At 35.9% G+C, this 23076-nt stretch carries 21 protein-coding genes and 2 riboswitches; of the genes, 5 read left to right on the top strand and 16 right to left on the bottom strand.

Features of this window, described 5'->3' with window-relative positions; genetic code table 11:
• Positions 1-15: 15 nt before the first annotated feature.
• The 6 genes from CAR_RS02395 to CAR_RS02370 all read right to left on the bottom strand — a co-directional run bounded on the left by CAR_RS02395 (position 16) and on the right by CAR_RS02370 (position 4246).
• Complete coding sequence (locus CAR_RS02395; protein WP_013710136.1) at positions 16-441, bottom strand: OsmC family protein; 426 nt, start codon at positions 439-441, stop codon at positions 16-18.
• Complete coding sequence (locus tag CAR_RS02390; RefSeq protein WP_013710135.1) at positions 438-1205, bottom strand: amino acid ABC transporter ATP-binding protein; 768 nt, start codon at positions 1203-1205, stop codon at positions 438-440. The genes CAR_RS02395 and CAR_RS02390 overlap by 4 nt, the downstream gene beginning before the upstream one ends.
• Before the next feature lie 13 nt (positions 1206-1218).
• Complete coding sequence (locus CAR_RS02385) at positions 1219-1863, bottom strand: amino acid ABC transporter permease (RefSeq protein ID WP_007721307.1); 645 nt, start codon at positions 1861-1863, stop codon at positions 1219-1221.
• Positions 1864-1902: 39 nt separating this feature from the next.
• Positions 1903-2727 carry a substrate-binding periplasmic protein gene (locus tag CAR_RS02380; protein WP_013710134.1) on the bottom strand — a complete coding sequence of 275 codons (825 nt, stop codon included), beginning with the start codon at positions 2725-2727 and terminating at the stop codon, positions 1903-1905.
• Positions 2728-2947: 220 nt separating this feature from the next.
• Positions 2948-3712, bottom strand: coding sequence for a class I SAM-dependent methyltransferase (locus tag CAR_RS02375; RefSeq protein ID WP_013710133.1), 765 nt, complete (start codon positions 3710-3712; stop codon positions 2948-2950).
• Positions 3713-4246 (bottom strand): RDD family protein, encoded by a 534-nt coding sequence (locus CAR_RS02370; RefSeq protein WP_013710132.1) that lies wholly within the window; start codon positions 4244-4246, stop codon positions 3713-3715. It lies immediately after the preceding gene.
• Between the two features lie 234 nt (positions 4247-4480).
• Here CAR_RS02370 and CAR_RS02365 point away from each other — a divergent pair, with 234 nt between their 5' ends.
• Together CAR_RS02365 and CAR_RS12815 are read left to right on the top strand one after the other, a co-directional pair.
• Positions 4481-4966, top strand: a complete 486-nt coding sequence (locus CAR_RS02365; protein ID WP_013710131.1) for a DNA-deoxyinosine glycosylase — start codon at positions 4481-4483, stop codon at positions 4964-4966.
• A 40-nt stretch (positions 4967-5006) separates the two neighbouring features.
• Positions 5007-5894 (top strand): GIY-YIG nuclease family protein, encoded by an 888-nt coding sequence (locus CAR_RS12815; RefSeq protein WP_013710130.1) that lies wholly within the window; start codon positions 5007-5009, stop codon positions 5892-5894.
• 41 nt (positions 5895-5935) lie between these two features.
• Here CAR_RS12815 and CAR_RS02355 read toward each other — a convergent pair whose 3' ends face one another.
• The 3 genes from CAR_RS02355 to CAR_RS02345 all read right to left on the bottom strand — a co-directional run bounded on the left by CAR_RS02355 (position 5936) and on the right by CAR_RS02345 (position 10100).
• Positions 5936-7711, bottom strand: a complete 1776-nt coding sequence (locus CAR_RS02355; RefSeq protein WP_041556095.1) for a DUF2207 domain-containing protein — start codon at positions 7709-7711, stop codon at positions 5936-5938.
• 289 nt (positions 7712-8000) lie between these two features.
• Positions 8001-8708, bottom strand: coding sequence for a DsbA family oxidoreductase (locus CAR_RS02350; protein ID WP_013710128.1), 708 nt, complete (start codon positions 8706-8708; stop codon positions 8001-8003).
• Between the two features lie 180 nt (positions 8709-8888).
• On the bottom strand, positions 8889-10100 hold the full coding sequence (locus tag CAR_RS02345) for an amidohydrolase (protein ID WP_013710127.1): 1212 nt from the start codon (positions 10098-10100) through the stop codon (positions 8889-8891).
• Positions 10101-10530: 430 nt separating this feature from the next.
• Between CAR_RS02345 and CAR_RS02340 the strand changes: the two genes are divergently transcribed.
• Positions 10531-11973, top strand: coding sequence for a WD40/YVTN/BNR-like repeat-containing protein (locus tag CAR_RS02340; protein WP_238526703.1), 1443 nt, complete (start codon positions 10531-10533; stop codon positions 11971-11973).
• Between the two features lie 109 nt (positions 11974-12082).
• Here the strand turns inward: CAR_RS02340 and CAR_RS02335 are convergent, their stop codons facing one another.
• The 7 genes from CAR_RS02335 to CAR_RS02305 all read right to left on the bottom strand — a co-directional run bounded on the left by CAR_RS02335 (position 12083) and on the right by CAR_RS02305 (position 19223).
• Complete coding sequence (locus CAR_RS02335; protein WP_013710125.1) at positions 12083-12748, bottom strand: HAD family hydrolase; 666 nt, start codon at positions 12746-12748, stop codon at positions 12083-12085.
• A 9-nt stretch (positions 12749-12757) separates the two neighbouring features.
• On the bottom strand, positions 12758-13219 hold the full coding sequence (ribH, locus tag CAR_RS02330; RefSeq protein WP_013710124.1) for a 6,7-dimethyl-8-ribityllumazine synthase: 462 nt from the start codon (positions 13217-13219) through the stop codon (positions 12758-12760).
• Positions 13220-13267: 48 nt separating this feature from the next.
• Positions 13268-14461 carry a bifunctional 3,4-dihydroxy-2-butanone-4-phosphate synthase/GTP cyclohydrolase II gene (locus tag CAR_RS02325; RefSeq protein WP_013710123.1) on the bottom strand — a complete coding sequence of 398 codons (1194 nt, stop codon included), beginning with the start codon at positions 14459-14461 and terminating at the stop codon, positions 13268-13270.
• Between the two features lie 18 nt (positions 14462-14479).
• Positions 14480-15133: a riboflavin synthase gene (locus CAR_RS02320; RefSeq protein ID WP_013710122.1), complete on the bottom strand. Its 654-nt coding sequence runs from the start codon at positions 15131-15133 to the stop codon at positions 14480-14482.
• A 27-nt stretch (positions 15134-15160) separates the two neighbouring features.
• Complete coding sequence (gene ribD, locus CAR_RS02315; RefSeq protein WP_148229435.1) at positions 15161-16234, bottom strand: bifunctional diaminohydroxyphosphoribosylaminopyrimidine deaminase/5-amino-6-(5-phosphoribosylamino)uracil reductase RibD; 1074 nt, start codon at positions 16232-16234, stop codon at positions 15161-15163.
• A 144-nt stretch (positions 16235-16378) separates the two neighbouring features.
• A riboswitch (FMN riboswitch) is annotated at positions 16379-16494 on the bottom strand.
• A 152-nt stretch (positions 16495-16646) separates the two neighbouring features.
• A riboswitch (FMN riboswitch) is annotated at positions 16647-16761 on the bottom strand.
• Between the two features lie 423 nt (positions 16762-17184).
• The gene (locus CAR_RS02310) at positions 17185-17973 is read right to left on the bottom strand and encodes an enoyl-CoA hydratase/isomerase family protein (protein WP_013710119.1); all 789 of its coding nucleotides are present in this window, start codon (positions 17971-17973) and stop codon (positions 17185-17187) included.
• A gap of 449 nt (positions 17974-18422) precedes the next feature.
• Complete coding sequence (locus CAR_RS02305) at positions 18423-19223, bottom strand: MerR family transcriptional regulator (protein WP_013710118.1); 801 nt, start codon at positions 19221-19223, stop codon at positions 18423-18425.
• 183 nt (positions 19224-19406) lie between these two features.
• On the opposite strand from CAR_RS02305, the gene CAR_RS02300 reads away from it, so the two are divergent.
• Positions 19407-21155: an ABC transporter ATP-binding protein gene (locus CAR_RS02300; protein ID WP_041556093.1), complete on the top strand. Its 1749-nt coding sequence runs from the start codon at positions 19407-19409 to the stop codon at positions 21153-21155.
• Positions 21148-22962 (top strand): ABC transporter ATP-binding protein, encoded by a 1815-nt coding sequence (locus CAR_RS02295; protein WP_013710116.1) that lies wholly within the window; start codon positions 21148-21150, stop codon positions 22960-22962. The genes CAR_RS02300 and CAR_RS02295 overlap by 8 nt, the downstream gene beginning before the upstream one ends.
• Positions 22963-23076 lie beyond the last annotated feature (114 nt).

The following is a 23076-nucleotide window of genomic DNA, read 5'->3' as shown; positions in this document are numbered from 1 at the left end:
ACGAGTATTTTTTCCTTACATTTCTCTTGCTAATTTTTCGCCATTCAATACTACATCATACGTGATTTCAGCCTTTAAGGAATTAGAAACCGTACAGTATTTTTCTTCACTTAAGCGAATAGCACGCCAAATTTTGTCGCTGTTCACTGTGCCGTCTACTACAAAGGTAACATTCATAGCGGTAAAGTCTTTAGGAGCTTCTTCTCTGCGAGTTCCATCAGTAATAATTTCGAGTTTCTCGATTTTATCCAAATGCGGATTCAAAACCATGGTTGCATCAATTCCGATGCAGCCTGCCAAAGAAGCCAACAACATTTCTGTTGGTGTTGCGCCCTCTCCTACTCCGCCATAAGCTGGTGTAGCATCCATCTTAAGTTCATAACCTGAATCGCCTTTAGCGGTAAACTTACGACCTTTATTCCATGTTGTTGTTACAATCATCGTTTTACCCCTTCTCTATGTTCTAATTCTTCCATTTTTAAAAATCTTCTAGCACGCTCTGTTTTTGGTTGTGTAAAAAAAGCTTCTGGTTCATTTTGTTCAACAATAATACCGTCTGCCATAAAAATCACACGATCTGCCACTTCACGTGCAAATTGCATTTCATGTGTCACGATAACCATTGTTCGACCTTCTTTAGCTAATTCTTTGATGACTGTCAAAACTTCATCGACTAATTCAGGATCCAATGAAGATGTTGGCTCATCGAATAACATTACGGTAGGATCCATAGCTAACGCACGTGAAATGGCTACCCGCTGTTGTTGTCCACCCGATAATCTAGAAGGAAATTCATCTTTTTTATCTGATAATCCTACTTGTTCCAACATTTTTTCGCCAAGTTGGTTTGCTTTAGTTTTATCCATTTTCTTAACAGTAATCAACGCTTCCGTTACATTTCCCAATGCCGTTTTATGGGGATACAAGTTAAATTGTTGAAAAACCATTCCTGTATGCAAACGTGCTTCACGAACTTTTTTGGTGCGCTCTTTTTTAGACTGCTCAGCGTTCATAACAACGCCGTTTACTTCAATGCTTCCAGCTGTTAGTTCTTCAAGACCATTCATGCAACGCAGCAAGGTGCTTTTTCCAGATCCACTAGGTCCCAAAATAACCACAACTTCACCTGAACTAATTTGCAAATCAATCGACCTTAAGACTTCTAATGCTCCAAACGATTTTATTAATCCATTTATTTTAATCATGTTAATCCCTCAACTATTCATAGATTGACATACGTGCTTCCAACTTGTTCAGTAGGAAAGAAAAAACTGTGCTCATGATCCAATAAATGACCGCGATTCCCAAGTAAAACGGCATGTAACTATAATATTGAGCAATCAGCAATTGAGCCGAACGCAATAATTCCGTTACACTGATGACCGATACTAAGGACGTTTCTTTCAACATACCAATAAAGGTATTCCCTACTGGCGGAATAGCAATGCGAATGGCTTGCGGAAGAATGATTCGACGCATCGCTTGCCAAGGTGTCATCCCTGTTGCATAAGCAGCTTCCATTTGACCTTTTGGAATCGACTGTAAAGCTCCACGAATCGATTCAGATAAATACGCTCCATTATTAACACTCAATGCAATAAAAGCAGCTGGCAAAGGATCTAAACTAATTCCAAAATCAACTAAACCATAATAAATAATGATGATTTGAACCAATGTCGGTGTGCCTCGGATAATTGATACATACCCTCGTGCAACAGCTTGGATCGCTTTATTGCCTTTCAAACGGGCTATTGCGACGATAATCCCGATAAGAGAACCAAAAAACATCGAAACCAATGTAATTAATAACGTATAATACGCTCCTTGCAACAAGAACGGGATATTCTGTATTAAAACTTCCATAAAAGAAGTACCTCTCTTCTACTTATTCTTGCTTCATGTTTAGTCTTTTGGTGGTGCTTCACCGAACCATTTCATAAAAATTTCATCATACGTACCATCTGCTTTAATATCAGATAAAATAGTATTTACTTCTTCAATAAAGGCTTCATTACCTAATTGAACAGCAATTCCGGCTTGGTCTGATTTGATTGGTTCGCCAACTGCTTTAATCTTCAACCCATTTGCTTCAATGATTGGTTTTAAAGCATACATGTTGTTGATAGTAGCGTCGATTCGACCAGAATCCAAGTCTTTCAATGAAGTGATCACATCATCATACGTACGAATATTAAACTCACCAACTTCAGGCATCAATTCGTTACGCAAATAAGTTTCATCATTTGTTCCTAGACCTACTCCAATATCTTTACCCACAAAATCCTCAACAGAAGTAATCTCTGTATTGTCATCTTTTACAATAACTTTTACTTGATTGGTGATATATGGATCTGAGAATAGCATTTCTTTTTTACGGTCATCCGTGATCGTCATTTGACTAGCAACCATATCAAATTTACCCGTTTGCAATCCAGCGATCATTCCTGAAAATTCTTGAGAGACAAATTCAATGTCCACATCTAATCCTTTAGCAATTTCTTTAGCAATATCTGCATCAAACCCATCCATGTCTTTATCTTCATTGATAAAGTTGTACGGTTGATACGTTCCCATTACGCCGACTTTTAATACCCCAGCGTCTTGAACAGACTGCAATAAATCTCCGCCTTCAGTTGAAGTGGCATCTTCTTTTGTTGATGTTCCACATGCACTAACAAATAATGCTACTGCTGCGATTCCAGCTAGCATCCATTTTTTCTTTTTCACTGTTTATCTCATCCTTTTCTGTTGACGTTCTTAATTTTCAATTTTATCACTTTACAAAAAGTAAGTAAAGTAAATAGTTTGTCATTTAAAAAGTCTACATTCCGTTGATTTTGCGAACTATCGTGTCTCTAGTTTATAACATTAAAGACTGCAAAGGCTAAAAGACGATTCTTTAGCCTTTGCAGTACCTATGATTTCACGCATTCGAGTCTTTATCACTCTATCTTTTTGACTTAGTGGCCTTAAACACCATAAAATCAGCACATCTCAAATCTTCTTCGAATGACGGATATTTTTCCAACATTATTTCTGATGGCTTCGGTTCGACTATACTTTCTATCATAAAGCCTGCTTTAGTTAACTTATCAACATAACTGGTTAATGTCCTGTGGAAAAATAATACTTTATCTTTATCTCCTAATCGTTGTTCATAGGCACCTTCATAAAAATAACGATCCACATTCCAATGCAATTTTTCACTATTATCATTTTTCTCCCACCCACTTCCAGGAGTGACAAAACAAGGATGCAAAATTGAAAAGATAAAACTCCCTCCATCTACTAACAAACGAAACATTTCTTGAAAGGCATTTTCGTAGTTTGGTAGATCTTGTATCACCATGTTGGACACAATCAAATCAAAACTGTTGTCTTCGAGCATATCCAACTTCTCACAATTTCCTCTCATATACTTAATTTGTAAGTCAACTGGCGTTCTCTCCAGTGCAATTTCAATCATTCTTGGAGAATAATCCACAGCGGTCACATTTGATTCAGCCTTGGATAGCAATCTGCTTAAATAACCCTCGCCACATCCTGCATCCAAAACTTGTTTATCTTTCAATTCGCCCATAAGAGAAAATAAAGTAGGATTTAAAAATACTTCTTTGTGAATATCCCCTTGTTCGTTGTGATTTTTTGAGTACGCATCGGCAAAAGCATCCCATCTTCTAATCGCTTCTTCAGCATCAACATTCTGTTCCACTTATGATCCCCTCCTAATAGGAACGACTTGAGTTCCGGCTAACAAATCACCTAAATGACGTTTATCTTTTCTAAAAAACCCCATAACCAATAAGATGAGAGCTAACAGAATTCCAGCATTTGTAAAAACAATCGAACTCCAGGTTGTAAATTCAGAATAAACACCATCGATGACCCCAATATGAGCAAGCTGCCACGGTAAAAATTTAATGCTATTTCTAACCAAACTTCTAAAAAACGAAGGCGTTTTATACTGCACTTTTAACCCAGCACTTCTCTTACCGTATGTCCCAAAGGGTTTCTTGTAATCAAGTAGCGAGAAAATCAGCACTATCGGAACAACCGATTCAAACGTCGCTATCAGTTGGGATTGAACGATTGTGAATTCAGGTATTCCATCTAACACTAAAAAATAAATGACTAAGTTAGCCAGAAGAACAAAAACAAGATAAAGCAAAATCACACCGTAATCAATTGCTAGTTCTTTGATTCTTATTTGCACTCGAATCGGATTATTCTCCCTCACTAACTTCACCCTTTCAAACTAGAATTTGAACTTATGCGTCAATTATACTACATATTTTTACTTATCAGGTTTAAGTACAAGCTCAAAATGCGTTTAGAAAAAACCAAAATATACAAAAGCTATTGCAACGGCAATAACCCTATAGGAATTCCCAATTTTTTACTATACAATTGAAAGATACTAATTCATTTTTTTACATATAGCGGGTGTCTAAAATAAATTTACTATTAAGGAGTCTAACTTATGAAGAGTGGTTTAGAACCAATCTATGATGAAAACACTAAAATTTTAATACTTGGCAGTGCTCCAAGTGAGAAGTCGTTAGAATTGCAACAATACTATGCAAATAAAGGCAATCAATTTTGGAAAATCATTTCTGAATCTTTAAATACTATTGATCCAATCGACTATGAAAAACGGTTGGAATTACTGGTACAAAATCAAATTGGTTTATGGGATATTTATAGTCATTTTGATAGAATTGGAAGTTTAGATAGTAACTTTAAACAAACAAAATTAAATGATTTTGATACGTTACTTTCAACAGCTTCCATTAAACTTATCATTGCAAATGGAGACAAGTCTTATCAAGAAGTTTTAAAATCAACTATTTTTGAGCACCTCACTGTTATAAAATGTTTATCCACTAGCGGTGCAAATAATGGCAAAGCACAAGAACGAAAAATAGAATGGAATGAGGCTCTCCAACTTCCCTTTCTTAGAGAGTAATTTATTCAGATCTTACAGTAGACATGGAGGAAAGAATACAATGAATCGATTTACAGAAGAAGTTATTACTCAGCTTCGCTATTACGTTTATATTTTAGTTAATCCTATTGACCATACCGTTTTTTATATTGGTAAAGGAACAAAAAATAGAGTATTCGCTCATGAATTAGATTATCTAAAAACTGACTTCTCTAATGACCTTGTGGAAAAGCAAAAATTAAATGAAATAAAGACTATTCATTCAAATGGTATGGAAGTTGAGAAATATATTTTGACTTTTGGATTAAGTGAAGATGAAGCCTTCCACGTAGAAAATGCGGTTATTAATTTTTGTAAACTAATTGATGAACAAAAACTGAACGTGAAAAAATTGACTAATATTATGAGTGGACATCGTTCTGATGGACAAAAAGAAGCATTGCAAACTTTTGGAAGAGTCGAACTTTTACAAGATGCACTTAGTCCAAAACCCGTTGATATTAATCAATTAAATTCCCATAAAATTATGTTTGTAAAAATCAAGCCAACTAAAGATAAATCTGATTCTAGTAAGGATTTAAAGGCTGAAGAAATGTACAATCCTGTATCAGAAGCCCTGAAAAAGAGAACATTGGGTGATTGGGTAATGAGTTTAGATAAAGCAAACAGTATAGAATATATCCTAGGTGTCTATCCTGGCAGCGGCATGATTGTTAGTGCTTTTAAAATCATTAAAGATAGTCCTAGATATGAAGTACTTCACAGCACAACAAAATCTGGAAGAAAGCAAAAAAGGTATAATTTCTATCAATATGCCGAACCACTAACAGAAATAGATGGTATCCAACTTTTTCCAGATCATATCAAATTAACAAATTATCAATACGTTAATAGCAGCGGAGTCCCTTGTAATGTCCAAAGTGAAAGAGTTTATGTCGGATTTGATTAGGATACGTTAAACTAATTTTATAACAGTAAAAAGAGGCTCATCTATCGAGCCCCTCCGCCGCCTCCACCACCGGCACCTCCACCTCCACCAAAGGAAGTTGATCCACCTGTTCCGGATGCTGCTGATGAAGCACTTGAGTTAAATCCACCACTTGCTAATCCACTAGACCAGTTGTTTCTAAATCCAGTCATGCCGTTCCAATACCAATAATAATAGATGAAGGAGTTGTCTCCAGAGACATCATTCGGATTCGGAATCATTTCCTTAAATTCATCTGTGATTTCCTCACTTCTAAAGTACAAGGTATTCCAGAATAGAAATTCTTCAAATGTAAATGGATTGGTGTTGTCCGCAAAACCTTTTAAGTCAATTTCTTCTAAATAGTTATCAAATTGAACCAAACGATCAAACAGTTCGTCGCCTTCAGGACTGGCAACAGATACCTCATGTTTTGCACCCCATACATCAACTTTCCCAAAAGAAATAAGGCCTTCTCTTTCTAAATACTCTTTTGAGTAGTCAATCAAATAATCTGCAAACTTGCCTACTTCTTTGGCATGTTTCCTTGCCCATTTTTTCATATCCTCGTCTTTAACAAAACCACTATTATTTGCAGCATCCAATAACATCAACCATAATCCAGTTTCATACGTTTCATCATTAGTCTCTAAATGAGCAATAAAGTCACTGAACGATTGAGGGTAACGTGTCCGTTCTTCCTCAAAATGAATTATTTCTATTTCCGTATCAAATTTCTCGCTAAATAATGATTTGGTTTCAGCTGTGTGGATAAGGATACGTTCTTCATAAGACCATCTCAGCAAGTAAGCTGAAAAGTAATCTTCAAAATAACCTTTGTTCATGTCTTGCAATAAAAATGCAATGCCTGCAAAGTCTTCTCCTTTATAAGGAATTTCTTCTAATATAACTTCTTTATTCTCCTTGATTCTTTGTAATCCAGTACTCATTTGTCCAGCTTCTTCTCTCGCTTGATGTAATTTCTTAACATATTTGATAATAAATGTTGTGATTCCACCAACAGCGACTGCTAGGACAGAAAAAATAACGATAGGTATCGTGTTAGAAATAGGCTCATCATTGTACGCTGAGCCGTTCATGGCCATGTCACGCTGTTCTTCCAAAGTCATACCTGCACTGGCTTGTGTAGTGAACATTCCTTGAGGAAATTGCAGCAATATTGTTACATCGTTGCTGTCGTCTACTTCTTCCTCAGCTTCCCAAACGATCGTGTTGCCCTCTAATTGCATATCCCCTTCAAAACCAAAGCCCCAGAAACGGACATTATCTTCTGTAAAGGGTTCAAATCCAGTAATTTCAACCGTCAAATTTTCAGCTGGAATATCGGAAAACGTATCAAAGTTCCATAGCAGTCCTTGTCCATCTTCCAATTCGCGAACTAAGTTTGATATGGTATACGTTACTTCGTAGTCGTTTTCTCCATACTCACCTATACCCCATATAAGTTCTACCCCATCATCTGTTCCTACAGTACCGTATTGACCTGCCTTTTCCTCTAGTGAAGCGTCTGGATTCCATGGTTCCAACTCTTGATAACCGGCTACTGAAAAATCAAGCAATTTTGAATCCTGCAGATCATCTAACACGATGTACAATTCAGTACCATCATCCATGTTCATCTTTCTATGTTCTGTAACAATCCCCGATCCATCTTCTTGCAGTTCGATTTCGATTCTCATATCCGATAATTGATTTTCCGCAAAAACCGTTTCGCCAAAAGCCATACTAAACAAAAATGCTACCCCTATACTAAGCGACCTTCTTACCCTTTTATTCATTTACTTCCCCCAATTTCTCTTTTACAAAACTCATTTCCAACTAGTTTTGAGTCCGAAGTTTTCTCTATACCTCTAGTATACACAATATCACGATACACTAGGAAACGTTTTCCCTAAAAGCAATTAGAAGTGATTTTTATTTGCACAATGTATTCCTTTAAAAAACGATCTTTTAGCATAAAAAAGAGAGCTTTATCGTTAATTCTTAAAATCAGTATAAAACTAATTTCTAGAAATAACTTAAGCTCTCTTCTATACTATACAACGCTTTTTAATGTTAAAGAATATTTTAGTCACAGACCCATTTGCCATCAATCATGTTACACGCTGCAGCATCTGACCCCATTAACGTTAATCCTTTTAATTGAAATCCTTCTTCTTCAGCAATTTGTTCAATGGTTTGTTCGATCACTTCTTGTGGTTGTGCTCCGCTGATTAAATATTTTTGGTTCACCACTATAGCAGGAGCCCCTTGGATACCATAGTCTTGCACTCGTTGTAAATCTTCCATCACGACTTGTTCTGTTTCTGGATTTTCAAATTGAGTTTTCCAAGCATCAAAATCAATAGAGGTTTGTTTCACAACACTATAAATAACCTTCATGTCTGAAATATCTCTGTTTTCTACAAATAAAGCTTGTTGTAAACCATCAAAAACAGCCCAATAGGCTTCTTGATCCGCGATTATCCCCGCAGCTTTTGCGGCTTTCAAACCATTCTTAGATGTTGGAAACAAGAAACCTTGTTCTTTCATGCCTTCGATGTTGAAACGATGTTCGTCATCATTTTGATTAGCCGATTCCCAATGATGGATTACTTCAGGTTTTACTGCTTCATGAGAACCAAATTGTTGGATAAACTGTTCTTTCTCCCACCCTAAAGCAAATGAACGATGAATAATTTCTAATTTTGGATACTTTTTAGCTACTTTTCTCATACGATAAGACATTGGAAAACAAAAACTGCAGATGACATCATGAAAAAACTCTACTTGCATTTCAACACTCCTATTCGTTAACTTTATTTCACTTACTTATTGTAACTTAAATGAATTTCCTTATCAACTTCTTGATGTGCCATAAAGATGGGTCGAACAATACTTAGATAATTATTAGCCCATTTGGTAATTTCTTCAGGTGCTCTCTCTTGATAGTCTCTAACTAAAAACTTCTACAAATTAGTGAAACTTTCCAGAAACAAGTTCTCCATTAAACATGACAACTCTTTCTGGACAAACTCGTGCAATTAGGTGTGCAGAACTATCTGCTTTTGCAAATAATATATGAGCTTGGTCTCCTATTTCCGGCCATTGTTGATTGCCTTTTGAATCTAAAGGAGTTAATCCATTCGATACCAAGGAATATGCTTGAGCTAATGACCTTTCATCTTTCATCGAAAACACTTCTGCAGCCCGTCTAGCTCGTTCAATTAAATCCCCAGAACCAAATGGGCTCCAATGGTCATTGATATTATCATTTACCACTCGTACTTTTACACCTTTTTCTTGAAGTAATAGAACTGGTAGAACTGTTGTATCAATCGGAATAGTTGTGTTAATTCCAATACCCGCTTCAGCTAATTTTTTTGCAATCGTTTGGATTATTTCTTCTTCTCCATCAGCCAAAGCAAGTGCATGGCTAATTTGAACTTTTCCTTCTAATTGATATTTTTTTGTGTAGTCGATTATTCGATTAATTTCAAATAATCCTAATGTTCCTCTATCATGGAGATGGTAATCAATTTTTCTATTGTATTGACTAGCTAATGTAAAAGTTGTAAGGAGCGATTTTTCTATATCTCCATCAATCGTTGCTGGATCCAATCCCCCTAAAATAAACGTATCATCACTAGCCAAAGCTTTACTTAATAAGCCTTGTTCTTCAGTTATCAACGTGCCATGTTGTGGAAAAACAACAATTTCATAATCTAAACGGTGTTTATTCTTTTCTAATACTTGTTTTACACATATTAAATTATCTAACTCTATTACCGAATCAACATTTGTTTGAACTCTTAAAAAAGTAGCTCCTTTGCTACAAATTAAATCAATCAACGCTTGTGCTTTTTGGGGTGTTTCAGAAAGAAAATCTCTTAAAAATTCTTTCTCTTCTTGAATCCGTTCTGCTACTCCTGAAGCAGGTATAACAGCTTGCCATTTCCCGCCAAAATGACCTTTATCTAAATGGACATGATTATCTTGCAGAGCAGGTAAAGCTAAGTAACCTTTTGCATCAATTGTCTGTATATTAGTTTCTGGAGCTTTTTCAGTAATCGTCTTGATTTTGCCATTCTCAACTTCTAAAGCAAATTCAGCTGTAGTCGTTACAAATTTATTCGGTCTGACTTCCTCGTAACCTGTCTCTAAATGAACATTTTTAATCCAAACCATATTAATTATCTCCTTCTTTGAAATGAATCTATTATCATTTTATTTTTTACACATTTATTTAGTGCTTGAGAGTGAATATTATCTATAAAAAGAAAATATATTACGTTTTTTAAAGGGTAATTATTATGATCTTTTATCCATACTTGTACGTTTGTTTAGTTTACTATCTCAAATATAGGATTGTTCTTTATAAGTCATATTAGTATGCGCTTTATTATAATTCAAGTGATTTCTATAAACTTCTTATTTACTAAGTATAATTTTTTCTTTATATTTACTAACTGGCTGTAGTCCTATTTTATTTTATTGTATACTGTTCTTTAGACGAATAATCTATTGATATTATTCTTTTAATCGTTCCTGCAATTATTTGGTCATCCATAACTCATTACCACAGAAATTAACCTACACAACTGGAGATGAAATTTACTTGAAGAACAAGAATTACAAATTAAAAGCTTTTATTTTTAATCCTGTAACCGTAGCTATTTACGCTATAGGTTGTTATTACTTATGTTCACTTGCTCAAGACGGCGGGGTTGCTCAGAAGGCTCCCATTATCCTAATCATTTTTCTTAGTCTGTTTGTTTGGGTTGGCTGGAGTCTATATTGGTACATATGGAAACTCAATAAAAAACAATCCACTTCTCCCCGTTCCATAAGACGAAGTAAGTTTCTTTTTCTGTTCAGCGTGAATTCGTTTCTTTTGATCACAGTTGCAGCTGGAATAAGCCTTTATCAAAGCGGGACAAATTCCCAAGGACGATTAGACTTTGTGATTCAAGGCTACTTGCAATCTAGCGATGTTACATTTGTTCATAATAATGTCTACGAAGATGGCTTAAATGGATTGATTGAAGACCTTGAAACGAAATATGATTTGCCAGAAGAATTGTATGTCAGTAATCAGGTCGAATTGACTTTTAATAAACAGGGCGATATTACTACTTTATATAGCTTTTTGTATGGCTTAAACGAAGATGGTGAAACGGAAAGCTTTTTGATTGATTATGACAGTTCAAAAAGTGATGATCTCAGTATGACTTTAAACGGAAACGTGAATCCAACTTTTGAGAAAACGATGAGACTTCAACCGTTGCTAGATGCAGTAGAAAATCTTCCGATAAAAGACACTGTGAAAAATTGGAATGAAGAAACCCTTGGCATCTATTATGCTGGTTCCCGTAGTTGGGGATACAATACTGAAGGGGTCCTTTACTTTGATGAAAAAGGCGATACCTTTCCAATCGAAACAGCCTTTAATGAAATTATTGGCTACACGATTTCTGTTTACACCCCAAATAACAACACGATTACACCGGTACGTTTTGTTGACTATTCGCCAACAGTATCTCCTGCACAAATTGGAGACATTCCAACAAATCAAAATATGAATGATAACGAAACTTATTTTTTAACTGAACAACTTGGTTACCAACTATTTGTAGTAGATGCTGCGTTAGGCTCACGTTTCTATACCTTGAACAAAACCACAAATGGTGGAAATACTTGGGACGTTGTTAATTCGGATCCATTTGTGGGACAATTAGGGGTTTCATCTGGGATAACTTTTATGGATGAAAATCTTGGCTTTATTGGATTGTCCCACAGTGGAGGTAGTTATGCGGATCTATATTTGACGACCGATGGCGGCCTCACTTTTGAACAAGTAGAATTGCCCATAATCGAAGTTCCTTTAACCGATACAGAGAAGTACGTTCCTTTCGATTTTCCGGAAATGCCTTATAAAGAAAGCGACAGTTTGTTTATCCAAGTGGGTCAAGGTCAAGATGGCGATTATAACGGCGGCAGTAAAGCCTTGTATCAATCCAAAGACAACGGCATAACTTGGGCGTTTGTTGGAGAAGTTTAATAATATTCACCTTATTAAAAAGATAGCCTTCAGTTTGTCATAAACAAACTGAAGGCTATCTTTTTTCTTACTTGCGTAAAAAGTAACCATCTTATTCAAGTTTTCCTATCTAAAGAATGTCTTGCAATTCTTGGATATCATTTATCCTTAGATCTGATTGCTGCAATTCTTCTTCTGACCCAAATCCATAATTACACCCTATGCTAACTAGATTATGGTAGTGACCAATTTCAAAATCCTGTATGCGATCTCCTACAATAAGAAAATTATCTTTATACTGTTTTTCAATTAATTCAAAGATCTTGTATTTGGCATTATAATCAAATGTTTCTGTGCAGTACATGTCCTCAAAATACTGATTTAACTGAAAAGCTTGCCGATGTGCATTCATATATTTTTCACTACAATTACTTAAAAAGATAAGTTGGTATCCTTTATCTCTTAAGTAACCTAATGTTTCCAAAGCTCCAGTATAAAGAATTGCTTCTTTTGCGAGAACTTTTTTCAGCAACTGTTCTCCTATGATTTTTGAAGCTGCAGTTTGGTGTTCAACATCTAAATTCGGCATGAAATTTCCCCACATGTCTTTACTGCTGTATCCTAGCCATTTAGTGATTTCTTCATCTTTCCACTCTCTTGGGTCAGCTTTTTTATTCTCTATCAAATAATTATAAGCCATTTTGAAAGCAGCAATATAGTTTGCCGTACTGTCATGTAGTGTCCCATCGTAATCAAAAATAATTGTTTGAATTTTCTTTAGACTTGTTTCATCCATGATCCGACCTTACATGCCTTTCAATAAATTGGCCATTTCAATCGCTGAAACTGCAGATTCATAACCTTTGTTTCCAGCTTTCGTACCGGCACGTTCAATGGCTTGTTCGATATTATCTGTCGTTAAGACCCCAAACATTACGGGTACACCTGTATTCATTGCAGCTGCAGCTACGCCTTTTGAAACTTCAGAACAGACGTAATCGTAGTGCGATGTAGACCCTTTAATGACTGCCCCTAAAGTGATAATAGCATCATACTTTCCTGAAGCTGCCATTTTTTGTGCAACTAATGGAATTTCATAAGCTCCTGGAACCCACGCAACTGTGATTTCTTCCTCTAGCATGCCATGTCTTCTTAAACCGTCAACAGCCCCACTTAATAATTTTGATCCTATAAATTCATTAAACCGTGCAATCACGATACCCACTTTTAAGTCTTTTGCAATTAATTGTCCTTCGAATACGTTCATTTTAATTCCTCCATTTATGGTATTTTTTTATCATGCGCTGTTCTTTTCTTAATAGTTCAAATGATGATGCATCTTTTCTTGCTTAGTCTTTAGGTAGTCTTTATTTTCCGTAAAAGCTTCCATTTGAAGTGAAATTCTTTCTACGATGTCCAAACCGTATTTATCCATACTCTCTACTTTCAGTGGATTATTAGTCATCAGGCGTAGTTGAGAAACACCTAAATCATCAAAAATTTGTTTGCATTCATAGTATTCTCGTAGATCAGCTGGAAAACCAAGCATTAAGTTAGCTTCAATTGTATCGTGTCCTTGATCTTGTAATGCATAAGCTCTTATTTTATTGACTAATCCAATTCCACGCCCTTCTTGACGCATGTAAACTAAAATCCCACGTCCTTCATCTGCAATTCGTTTCATTGCTGCATCCAATTGTTGACCACAATCACATTTTTTAGAACCAAATACATCACCTGTCAAACATTCCGAATGGACACGACATAGTACTGGTTCCCCATCACTGACTTCACCCATAACCAAAGCGACATGGTGTTCCCCAGTTACCGCATGTTCATAGGCATAGATTTCAAAATCTCCATATTTGGTAGGTAATAGTGCTTTAGATTCGCGGAAAATAACTTGTTCTTGGGTTTTTCGATATTCAATTAAATCGGCAATTGTACCGATTTTCAATTCATGTTTATTGGCTAAAACCAATAAATCATCTCTTCTTGCCATCGATCCATCTTCATTCATGATTTCACAACATAGCCCCACTGGTTGCAGACCTGCTAAACGCATCAAGTCAACCGTTGCTTCTGTATGTCCGTTTCGAGCTAGTACACCCCCGTCAACAGCTTCTAATGGGAACATATGCCCTGGTCTTCTAAAGTCTTCCGCTTTTGCATCATCGCTCACCAATTTCATAGCTGTCAATGACCGTTCCCCAGCTGAAATACCCGTTGTAGTTTCCACATGATCCACTGAAATGGTAAAAGCTGTTCCATGATTATCTGTACTGTTTAAACTCATTTGTGGCAATGCGAACTTCTTTGTATAGCTTTTAGGCATAGGCATACATATTAGACCTTTGGCATAACTAGCCATAAAGTTCACATTTTCTGTAGTAGCAAATTCAGCCGCACAAATAATGTCTCCTTCATTTTCTCTGTCTTCATCATCTACCAATAAAATGTTTTTTCCAGCTCTTAAATCAGCAAGCAATTCTTCGATTGTATTAAACATAAGTCTCTCCATTCTGTTCTAAAAGAACCCGTTATCTTTCAAAAAACTTGTCGTTACTTGACTCTCTTGAACTGGTACTTTCGAATCCAATCCTAATAATTTTTCAACATATTTTCCAATCATATCGCATTCAAGATTTACAGCATCTCCAAGTTGCTTACGCAATAGAACTGTCTCTTCACCGGTATGAGGAATGACAGAAACCTTGAACGACTGATCATCTACTGTCACAACTGTCAAACTAACTCCGTCAATCGCTATAGAACCTTTCTCGATAATGTAACGCAATAATTTAGGACTTGTTTCAACCGTGATCCAAACGGCATTATCCTCACGCTTCATTTCTCTTATCTCTCCTGTTCCATCGATATGGCCACTCACCATATGGCCACCAAGACGCGTTTCCAAACTTAATGCTCGTTCCAAGTTGACGTAACTTCCAGGCGCTAATTCCCCTATGTTCGTCCGTTTTAACGATTCGGACATGACATCCGCATCAAAGGAATCATTTCCTATCTTCGTCACGGTCAAACAAATGCCATTTGTCGAGATACTATCTCCGATACGAGTCCCTTGCAATACTTTTTGTCCCTTTATTTTGAGTATTGAAGACTTTTCACCTCGTTTGATTGATTGAATCGTTCCCATCTCCTCAATAATTCCTGTAAACATGCTTTCCCTCCAATCGATTGTTTCTCTTTATTTAACAATATAGCCTTCCACAAACAGATCTTCTCCGACCATCACAGGCGTCATCCGATCAATTTGAAAAGCACTTTTTAATGAGTGAACTCCTGCCCCTTCTACAGCTGTTTTAGCCTCTTTTCCTCCGATGATTTTTGGTGCAATATAGGACTGTATTTTGTCCACGATCCCTTCTTCCAAAGCCGAGAAATTCAAAGTTGCACCGCCTTCCAGTAAGATACTATCGATTCCTTTAGCTCCTACTACCTTCATTAATTCTTGTAAATCAACTCTTCCATATTTTTCTTTAGTCACAATCACTTCAATCCCCATTTGCTTTAAAGTTTCTAATTTTTCATTATTGGCTCTTTTGGTGGTAGCCACAATTGTCTTCGCTTTATCTTGTTGGGTTAATACCTTTGAGGCGATTGGGATTCTTAGCTGACTATCCACAACAATTCTAATAGGATTACGACTGTTTAGTGTTCTAGAAGTTAGTTGTGGGTCATCCTTGATAATCGTTTCAATACCGACCATGATTCCCGCTAATTCATGGCGCAAAGAATGAACTTGTTTCCTAGATGACTCACCAGAAATCCATTGAGATTCGCCTGTCACTGTAGCGATTTTTCCATCTAGTGACATCGCATTTTTCATAACCACAAATGGTTCTTTTGTGACAATGTATTTTATAAAGATCTCATTCAATTTTTGACTCTCTTCTTCTAATACACCAGTAACTACTTCAATTCCGTTGCTACGAAGTCTTTCAATTCCTTTTCCAGCAACTAGTGGGTTTGGATCAAGTGTGCCCACGACTACTCGTTTAATATTCTTGTCTATCAATAAGTCTGAACAAGGTGGTGTTTTCCCAAAATGAGAACAAGGTTCTAACGTGACATACAACGTTGCTCCAGTCACATCTTTTTTTGCTGATACAATAGCATTTACTTCCGCATGAGGCTGTCCATATTTTTGATGATATCCTTGCCCAATAACTCTTCCACCTTTTACAATGACCGCTCCAACTAAAGGATTAGGAGTTGTCCACCCTTTTCCCTTTCTTGCCAAGTCCAGTGCCATCCTCATGTACAATTCATCCAATCTCTCACTCCATTCAATTTAAAAAAGCCCCAAGAATATACTCTCAGGGCTTTCATCATTTTTTTGCTTACAAGACTCAACAAATAACTCCGAATACTCTGTACTCGGTTACTTTTTGATTTTTGTAAACTTTGTCTTCGCTTTATCCAGACTATAACTGTCGGCTTCGGAATCTAACCGAATCTGCCTTACGGCTCGTGGGCTTTACCACCGGTAGGGACTTGCACCCTGCCCTGAAGACTATTCAATTTTTACTTTTCGACACAAAAAAGCCCCAGATTTTTATATCCAGGGCTTCGACTTATAGCTAAATAAGACTAGTTAATAGTTGCTTCACAAATTCATGATAGCTATCTGTCCAAAAAAGACTATAGCTATCTTAACTTCTCTGCAATTACTTTGTCTTCGCTTTATCCAGACTATACTGTCGGCTTCGGAATCTAACCGAATCTGCCTTGCGGCTCGTGGGCTTTACCACCGGTAGGGACTTGCACCCTGCCCTGAAGACTAATTTACTTTTATAATGTAAGAATATATTTAAATACAAGAGATGTCAATGTCTTTTATTTTAACTGTCCGACTACCTTTATTACTAAGTGTACTAAAAGTACTTTCTAAAGGATAAAAATCATTCTTACTTACTTTTTTATTTTTACTAATCTACCTGCACGATAATACAAATCTTGATAATTTAAATCAACTAGGTAGATTTCTTCAGTTTCCTTTAAAGGTTCATCTTCATAACTATTTAAACTATACAAAATTATTAACTGGTTGCATCCATTTTCAAATTGCTCAAGAATATAACCTTCCAATGCTTTTAATGTGTTTTTAAATTTTGGTGCTTTCCCTACATTTAGGATGCCGTTTATTTAAAACTTCCGAGGCTGTTTTTCAGAAGTCTATTAATCGCTTTTTTACATGAACAACTTAATTCAGTGTCCTCTGAAGTGAGGTGCTCTTTTTTCAAGAAACGCCGTGACAGCCTCTTTATGATCATCTGTTAAAGAAGACAGATGCATCAGTTGTGCCTCTCTATGATTGAATTTCTCTAAATCACTATAAAAAAACTCATTGGAAAGTTGCTTTTGATAGGAAACCGTCTGTGTTGGTAATGAAGCTACTTTTTTTGCAAATGCCCATGTTTCTTCCTCTAATGTGCCATCTTCAACCACTTTATTTGCCAAACCTAAATCAAATGCACGCTCTCCTTTGATAGGTTTAGAAAACATTAACAATTCTGTTGCTATTGAGATCCCTACCATCTTTTGCAATAAATAAAGTACACCTGTGTCTCCTGGTAATCCCATGCCTATAAAGGCTGTAACAAGAGAGCTGCGTTTCTCCATGATACGAAAATCAGCTGCTAATGCTACCCCCATGCCCGCGCCCGCTGCCGCTCCATTGATAGAAGCAATAACCGGTTTGCTGCAGTTTCGAATGGCACGACCCATTGCCCCTGTAGCTTCGACCAAATGTTCTGGAATCCCTTCATCATCTTTTTCTATCATCTCTTTAAATTGGTTGATGTCTCCTCCTCCACAGAACAACTTTCCTTTTCCTGCCAAAACCACTGCACGAATATTACCATCTTCTGATGCTTTCGTTAAAGCTTCTGGAATCTCTCGAAATGAAACTTCTGAGAAGGCATTTCCTACTTCAGGTCTATTAAAAGTGATGTACGCAATATTCTCTTTTTCTTCATACAGGATTGTTTTATACATTTCTACTTACCCCCTCTTTTCTGACAATAATACGGACGACTTAGCAGCAATAGCTTTCTTACAAAATCAGTAGGAAATTCATTTTATGGTAATAATTTTCGACCATGCAGAAAGCGATTTCTTTTTACACGTTCAGTATATTCCTATATCTCATTCGATACAAATTACCATTATTCATACAGGGTATTAGCAAAGCTAATGACCTGTATGAATTTCTTAACTAAACTAATTCTATAGTTGCTTCGGTTAAAACTATTTTACTGACTTATAAAGAAAATCCTGTATTTTTTCCATAAAGTTCATTTTACCTTTAATTATTAATGAACTTTAAAAAACTGAAATGCTAATATATTAACATTTCAGTTTTACTTTTATTTATCCTTCTCTTGATTACTTATTGAAACGGGTAATGATTCACATAAATTAGTTTATAAAAGCACACTTCATTTTTATTTTTTTACTTTAATCATTACCTTCACCAAATACTTTTCTGGATTTTTTTCTGCCACTTCATCAATAATGTATTCTTCATAGGCGTCCCCATCAATCTCATAACCCTTTTTTGCTAGACCATCCAACATTTTTTGATATAGTTTTCCTGTTTTATTGTAATCACAATAATCATACATAACTGCATAACATCCTTCAGGTTTTATACTTACCTGATTTTTATCTTCAGTCGATTTATTGATATAGAAATAACTAAAATTTGAAAACTCTCCCTTGGCCAATTCATTTTTCCCAATAATCGCTCCTATTGGAAAACCTTGGACAATGTGTTGTTGGTCAATAAGTGAATAAAAATCAATAAGGGCTTCATTGTATTGTTGATTTATTTTTTTACCGATTAGTATCGGCTTCTTTTCTTGCTGGATAAAGGTTAGTTTTCCTACAGTTATTACATCTGCCAATTTTGTTAACTCTATTCTTTTTTCCAACATATCTTTGTATTGCTGTAACGTACTAATTTTTTTATCAATCTGTTTTTGTTCTTCTTGAAATAATGACAGCATTTTTTCTGGAGTTCGTTCTTGTAAATAGATTTTTATTTCATTAATTGGTTTCCCTAATTCTCTTAAAATATAGATCACACTAATGGTATCTAATTGTTTTTCTTCATACATTCGATACCTTTTATCTGTAACCATTTTAGGTGAGAACAAATTGATTTTGTCATAATAAATAAGGGTCTTTCGACTAATTCCAGATAAAACTGAAAACTGACTAATGGTTAGATATTCCTTTTCCATCTGATTCCTCTCTTCCCGTACACAATTTTTGAAAATAAAACTTGACTGTATAGTCGCTATACAGATTATACTGCTATTATTCGCTTATTTCAAAGCATAGTGCCCCCTCCTATGCTAATGAATTGGTTTTATTATAAACTTGTGCTAAGTTTATCCGAATAACTAAAAGGAGACATGAACAATATGCATTTATTTTTTACATTTTTAAAGAAAAACAAACTGCTTGTCCTCGCTACAAGTAGCTTAATTTTACTTCAATCAGTAGCAACTCTATTCATTCCTTATTTAATCGCTCAACTCATTGATAAAGGCATTTTAGAAAAAAATACCAGCGTCGTTTCTTCTATTGGAGTCCAGATGTTGCTTACTATACTTATAGGTGCCGTTGTTGGAGTGCTTGGAAGTTACTATACTTCTGAAATTGCTTCACGTTTTGGAAAAGAAACACGTAAAAAACTATTTAGAAAAATACAAGATTTGTCACTAAATGACACTAATAAAATTGGTGTGGCCTCTTTAGTCACGAGAACGTCTAGTGATGTTGTCAATATTCAAGAAGTCACTTTGTCTCTCTTTCAAATGGTTTTACCAAGTCCATTTATGGCAGTCATTTCTATAGTATTGGCTTATCGGATTTCCCCTATTATGATGGTCATTCCACTTGTATCCATTCTTATTTTTATCGGTGTGATTACTGCCGTGATGTTCAAATCTACTCGCTTGATTAATAACATCCAGAAAAAGATGGATAAAATGACGATGCTTGTTAGACAATTTTTTAAAGGCGTAAAAATTATTCGTGCGTTTGATAATGCAGAATATGAAAAGAATAAAGTTGATGGTAGTTTTAATGATTTTGCTGCTAACATGATTCGGATCAATAAGTACTTTGCCTTTCTAACACCTGTTGCTTTTAGCCTGAACGCCCTTACGATGATCCCTATTATTTGGGTGGGCAGTTCATTAGTTGCAGAAAACAGCATTCAAGTAGGTTCCATTACTGCCGTTATAGGGTACTCAGTCATCACAATGTCTTCATTTATCATGACCGCTTTGATCATGTTTAATATACCAAGAGCAATCGCATCATTAAATAGACTTCAAGAAGTACTGACGCTTCAGCCAGAAGTGGAAGATGAAATTCAGTTAAACGAAAAAGTAGATGTTACTGTGCAGCCTGCTTTGTCATTTGAAAATGTAACGTTTAAGTACCAAGGTGCTGACAAATCAGTCTTAGAAGACATGGATTTTTCCATCAATACAGGTGAAGTATTGGCTATCGTTGGTGGAACGGGCTCCGGTAAAAGTACGATTGCTAAAATCCTTTTACGGTTCAATGACATTCAAAAGGGTCGCATTTTGATACACGGTACAGATATCAGCAAACTTTCTCAAAAAGACCTTCGTTCATTGATCAGCTACGTCCCACAACGAGCATTTCTATTTAGTGGAACCATCCAGGATAATATTTTAGATGGAAATAAAGAAGCTACGATTGACGAATTGAGACATGCTGCTCAGGTTGCTCAATCCTTACCGTTTATAGAAGAACAGGATCAGCAATTTAATGCCTTGGTAGCTCAAGGAGGAACCAATTTTTCTGGCGGACAAAAACAACGTTTGGCAATCGCACGTGCATTGATAAAGAAATCTCAGATTTATGTATTTGACGATAGTTTTTCGGCACTGGATTATAAAACAGATGCGAAACTAAGAGCCGCTTTAAAACCAGAATTGAAAGATGCGGTAACGTTGATCATTGCCCAAAGAATCAGCACGATCATTGATGCCGATCAAATCATCGTCTTAAATGAAGGTAAAATTGTGGGTAAAGGAACCCATTCAGAATTAATTGAAAAAAATCCTGTCTATCAAGAATTAGCTAGATCTCAAAATATGCAGTCTAAAAGTGAGGTGACAGAAAATGTCTAAAAAAGAACAAGTGCTTTTAGAAGAACTAGACTCAGAAAAACCAAAAAATCTAAAAAAAGCCGTTCACTATTTTTTCGAACTGCTAATGCTCCAAAAAAAGAAAACCATTCCAGCTATTCTTTCAAACATCATTGGCACATTAGCCTATGTCTCGATTCCTTTAGTTACAGCTCAAGCTATTGATGGACTAATTGAAGCTGTAAGATCACCGGGTGCTTCAATGATGGAAAGTATTCGAGCTGCGATCACGGGACCTCTTTTAATATTATTGTTCATTGCTGGAATCACGTTTGTTTGTAATTACTTCCAGGAATATTTAATCGCCACTGTCAGCGAAGAAGCCAGTCTAACCTTACGCAAGAAAATAACAGCTAAACTAAATAAATTGCCATTAAATTTTTACGATCAAACGCAAGTGGGCGATCTATTAAGTCGAACAACAGCCGATGCGGATAAAGTAGCGAACTTTATTATTATGAGTTTTAATCAATTTATTAGTTCAATCATCATTGTCGTTGCTGGGTTGAGTCTAATGATTTATGTTAGCGGACGTTTATCCTTGATTATTATTTTTATGATCCTGATCAACATTATCGTCACGAAAGTTATTTCTAAAAAAAATCAAACGTTATTTGGCGACAATATGTATACCTTAGGAAAATTGAGTGGCGCTACGGAGGAATATTATTCTGGAACCACGATTATTAAAGCTTTTAATAAACAAGAAGAAGTCATTCAAAAAGCCAATCAATTAATCGACGACCAGTATAAAGCTCATAAAAAGGCCCAATTTGTTAACTTCGCGATTTACCCTATCATGAGAAGCATTACTCAATTAGCGTATATCAGCAGTGCGTTAATGGGTGCTACTTTAGCCATCCAAGGAACGATAACGATTGGATTGCTTCAAGCATTTCTACAATACGTTAATCAAATTTCAGACCCTATTACAGAAGCTTCTTACGTCGTAAACATGCTTCAAGGTTGTTTAGCTGCCATTGAACGGATTTATGAAGTTTTAGATGAAGAAAATGAAGTTCCAGATATCCAAAAGGCTAATGTGATTGATAATCCACTTGGTCAAATCGAATTTTCTCATGTCAGCTTTGGCTACAACAAAAACCAATTGATTATGAAAGACGTTAATTTTATTGCAGAACCCCAAAAGACGATTGCTATCGTAGGTCCTACAGGTGCTGGAAAAACAACGCTTGTAAACTTATTGATGCGTTTCTATGAAATTAATAGTGGTTCTATTTTATTTGATGGAATCGACACGAGCACCCTAACCAGACATGATCTAAGAAAACAGTTTGGTATGGTATTGCAAGATACGTGGTTGTTTGAAGGAACCATTGCTGAAAATATCAGTTATGGAAAGAAAGACGCTACTCGAGAAGAAGTTATTGCCGCAGCTAAAAAAGCGCAGTGTGACTCGTTTATCCAAACGTTACCGGAAGGTTATGATACGATTATTTCGAGTGAAAACAATATGATTTCTCAAGGTCAACAGCAATTGTTAACCATTGCTCGGACCATTTTATCAGATCCGAAAGTCATGATTTTAGATGAAGCAACTTCCAGTATCGATACTAAAACGGAAATTAAAATCCAACAAGCAATCGATCATCTCATGTTGGACAGAACCAGCTTTGTGATTGCCCATCGATTGTCGACGATTAAAAATGCAGATCTTATTTTAGTTATGGACAAAGGGAATATTATTGAAACTGGAAGCCACCATGAATTGTTAGAAAAAGACGGCTTCTATGCTGATCTTTATCAAAGCCAATTCCAATCAGCATAAGTCTAATAGTATTATGTAAAAAGTGAATACTGGACAAAAAAAGCTAGGAACAGTTTCTGTTTCTAGCTCTTTTTTCAGTTCTTATTTGAATAAACATCCGTGCCTCCGTAACGA

This window comes from Carnobacterium sp. 17-4, assembly GCF_000195575.1.
Taxonomy (GTDB): Bacteria; Bacillota; Bacilli; order Lactobacillales; family Carnobacteriaceae; genus Carnobacterium_B.
This window is presented reverse-complemented; position numbering and strand designations above follow the sequence as displayed.

What these genes read in the sequence shown, in the direction of transcription:
- CAR_RS02385 (WP_007721307.1), bottom strand. Translation starts at nt 1,863, where the DNA reads ATGGAAGTTTTAATACAGAATATCCCGTTCTTGTTGCAAGGAGCGTAT.
- CAR_RS02355 (WP_041556095.1), bottom strand. Translation starts at nt 7,711, where the DNA reads ATGAATAAAAGGGTAAGAAGGTCGCTTAGTATAGGGGTAGCATTTTTG.
- CAR_RS02300 (WP_041556093.1), top strand. Translation starts at nt 19,407, where the DNA reads ATGCATTTATTTTTTACATTTTTAAAGAAAAACAAACTGCTTGTCCTC.
- CAR_RS02325 (WP_013710123.1), bottom strand. Translation starts at nt 14,461, where the DNA reads ATGTTTAATACAATCGAAGAATTGCTTGCTGATTTAAGAGCTGGAAAA.
- CAR_RS02305 (WP_013710118.1), bottom strand. Translation starts at nt 19,223, where the DNA reads ATGGAAAAGGAATATCTAACCATTAGTCAGTTTTCAGTTTTATCTGGA.
- CAR_RS02365 (WP_013710131.1), top strand. Translation starts at nt 4,481, where the DNA reads ATGAAGAGTGGTTTAGAACCAATCTATGATGAAAACACTAAAATTTTA.
- CAR_RS02350 (WP_013710128.1), bottom strand. Translation starts at nt 8,708, where the DNA reads ATGCAAGTAGAGTTTTTTCATGATGTCATCTGCAGTTTTTGTTTTCCA.
- ribH (WP_013710124.1), bottom strand. Translation starts at nt 13,219, where the DNA reads ATGAACGTATTCGAAGGACAATTAATTGCAAAAGACTTAAAAGTGGGT.
- CAR_RS02335 (WP_013710125.1), bottom strand. Translation starts at nt 12,748, where the DNA reads ATGGATGAAACAAGTCTAAAGAAAATTCAAACAATTATTTTTGATTAC.
- CAR_RS02320 (WP_013710122.1), bottom strand. Translation starts at nt 15,133, where the DNA reads ATGTTTACAGGAATTATTGAGGAGATGGGAACGATTCAATCAATCAAA.
- ribD (WP_148229435.1), bottom strand. Translation starts at nt 16,234, where the DNA reads ATGAGGATGGCACTGGACTTGGCAAGAAAGGGAAAAGGGTGGACAACT.
- CAR_RS02295 (WP_013710116.1), top strand. Translation starts at nt 21,148, where the DNA reads ATGTCTAAAAAAGAACAAGTGCTTTTAGAAGAACTAGACTCAGAAAAA.
- CAR_RS02390 (WP_013710135.1), bottom strand. Translation starts at nt 1,205, where the DNA reads ATGATTAAAATAAATGGATTAATAAAATCGTTTGGAGCATTAGAAGTC.
- CAR_RS12815 (WP_013710130.1), top strand. Translation starts at nt 5,007, where the DNA reads ATGAATCGATTTACAGAAGAAGTTATTACTCAGCTTCGCTATTACGTT.
- CAR_RS02310 (WP_013710119.1), bottom strand. Translation starts at nt 17,973, where the DNA reads ATGTATAAAACAATCCTGTATGAAGAAAAAGAGAATATTGCGTACATC.
- CAR_RS02345 (WP_013710127.1), bottom strand. Translation starts at nt 10,100, where the DNA reads ATGGTTTGGATTAAAAATGTTCATTTAGAGACAGGTTACGAGGAAGTC.
- CAR_RS02395 (WP_013710136.1), bottom strand. Translation starts at nt 441, where the DNA reads ATGATTGTAACAACAACATGGAATAAAGGTCGTAAGTTTACCGCTAAA.